This is a genomic window from Rathayibacter sp. AY1C9, from assembly GCF_002932315.1.
Lineage (GTDB): Bacteria > Actinomycetota > Actinomycetes > Actinomycetales > Microbacteriaceae > Rathayibacter.
The window spans coordinates 3,222-5,216 of the sequence record NZ_PSVZ01000050.1; the positions used below are offsets into that span (position 1 = coordinate 3,222).

The following is a 1,995-nucleotide window of genomic DNA, read 5'->3' on the forward strand; positions in this document are numbered from 1 at the left end:
AGAGAGTCGACCCCGCCACCCGAAGGCAGCCGGCCCGGTCCCTCAGGACCCAACAGCGTGCATGTACCCGACTCCACCGCCCCGACGCGTTCCCAACCCGAAGGCTGTACTGACGCGAGACGATCTCACCGAGCACCTAGTTCAATGTTCCACCCATGAGCTACCAGCAAAGACATTCGCTTTGATCTGGCGCCTGGAACACCCTGCGGTGTCCAGATGCTCCTTAGAAAGGAGGTGATCCAGCCGCACCTTCCGGTACGGCTACCTTGTTACGACTTAGTCCTAATCACCGATCCCACCTTCGACAGCTCCCTCCTTGCGGTTAGGCCACTGGCTTCGGGTGTTACCGACTTTCATGACTTGACGGGCGGTGTGTACAAGGCCCGGGAACGTATTCACCGCAGCGTTGCTGATCTGCGATTACTAGCGACTCCGACTTCATGAGGTCGAGTTGCAGACCTCAATCCGAACTGAGACCGGCTTTTTGGGATTCGCTCCACCTTACGGTATCGCAGCCCTTTGTACCGGCCATTGTAGCATGCGTGAAGCCCAAGACATAAGGGGCATGATGATTTGACGTCATCCCCACCTTCCTCCGAGTTGACCCCGGCAGTCTCCTATGAGTTCCCACCATGACGTGCTGGCAACATAGAACGAGGGTTGCGCTCGTTGCGGGACTTAACCCAACATCTCACGACACGAGCTGACGACAACCATGCACCACCTGTATACCGACCTTGCGGGGCAACCATTTCTGGAAGTTTCCGGTATATGTCAAGCCTTGGTAAGGTTCTTCGCGTTGCATCGAATTAATCCGCATGCTCCGCCGCTTGTGCGGGCCCCCGTCAATTCCTTTGAGTTTTAGCCTTGCGGCCGTACTCCCCAGGCGGGGAACTTAATGCGTTAGCTGCGACACGGAGACCGTGGAAAGGTCCCCACATCTAGTTCCCAACGTTTACGGCGTGGACTACCAGGGTATCTAATCCTGTTCGCTCCCCACGCTTTCGCTCCTCAGCGTCAGTAACGGCCCAGAGAACTGCCTTCGCCATCGGTGTTCCTCCTGATATCTGCGCATTCCACCGCTACACCAGGAATTCCATTCTCCCCTACCGCACTCTAGTCTGCCCGTACCCACTGCAGGCCCGAGGTTGAGCCTCGGGTTTTCACAGCAGACGCGACAAACCGCCTACGAGCTCTTTACGCCCAATAATTCCGGACAACGCTTGCACCCTACGTATTACCGCGGCTGCTGGCACGTAGTTAGCCGGTGCTTTTTCTGCAGGTACCGTCAAGCCGAAGCCCTTCTTCCCTACTAAAAGAGGTTTACAACCCGAAGGCCGTCATCCCCCACGCGGCGTTGCTGCATCAGGCTTTCGCCCATTGTGCAATATTCCCCACTGCTGCCTCCCGTAGGAGTCTGGGCCGTGTCTCAGTCCCAGTGTGGCCGGTCACCCTCTCAGGCCGGCTACCCGTCGTCGCCTTGGTGAGCCATTACCTCACCAACTAGCTGATAGGCCGCGAGTCCATCCTTGACCGAAAAACTTTCCACCCGCACCCGATGCCGGGGCAGGTCGTATCCGGTATTAGACGCCGTTTCCAGCGCTTATCCCAGAGTCAAGGGCAGGTTACTCACGTGTTACTCACCCGTTCGCCACTAATCCACCCAGCAAGCTGGGCTTCATCGTTCGACTTGCATGTGTTAAGCACGCCGCCAGCGTTCGTCCTGAGCCAGGATCAAACTCTCCGTAAAAAAATTACGACCCCCAACCCCGAAGAGAAGGAGAGTCAAGTTTGACCTCTAGCAAATAAGACATCTCTCCGACCCGAAAGCCGGAAGCTGACATCAATTTCCAAAGGAATCCCAACCCGATCCGAAGATCAAGGCCGGGGTATAAAATTGGCATTGAACATAGTGCACGCTGTTGAGTTCTCAAGAATCGGACACATCCCGCCTCCACACCAGAACGGTGCTTCACAACGAAAGTGATCGAAGAT

General features: G+C 56.2%; 2 rRNA genes (1 of these 2 cut by a window edge). Both read right to left on the reverse strand.

Annotated elements, in window-relative coordinates:
• Positions 1-55: ribosomal RNA gene (locus C5D09_RS16815) — 23S ribosomal RNA — on the reverse strand (it extends 3,183 nt beyond the left edge of the window).
• 172 nt (positions 56-227) lie between these two features.
• Positions 228-1,750, reverse strand: a 16S ribosomal RNA gene (locus C5D09_RS16820).
• Together the 16S and 23S rRNA genes form the textbook arrangement of a ribosomal RNA operon.
• Positions 1,751-1,995 lie beyond the last annotated feature (245 nt).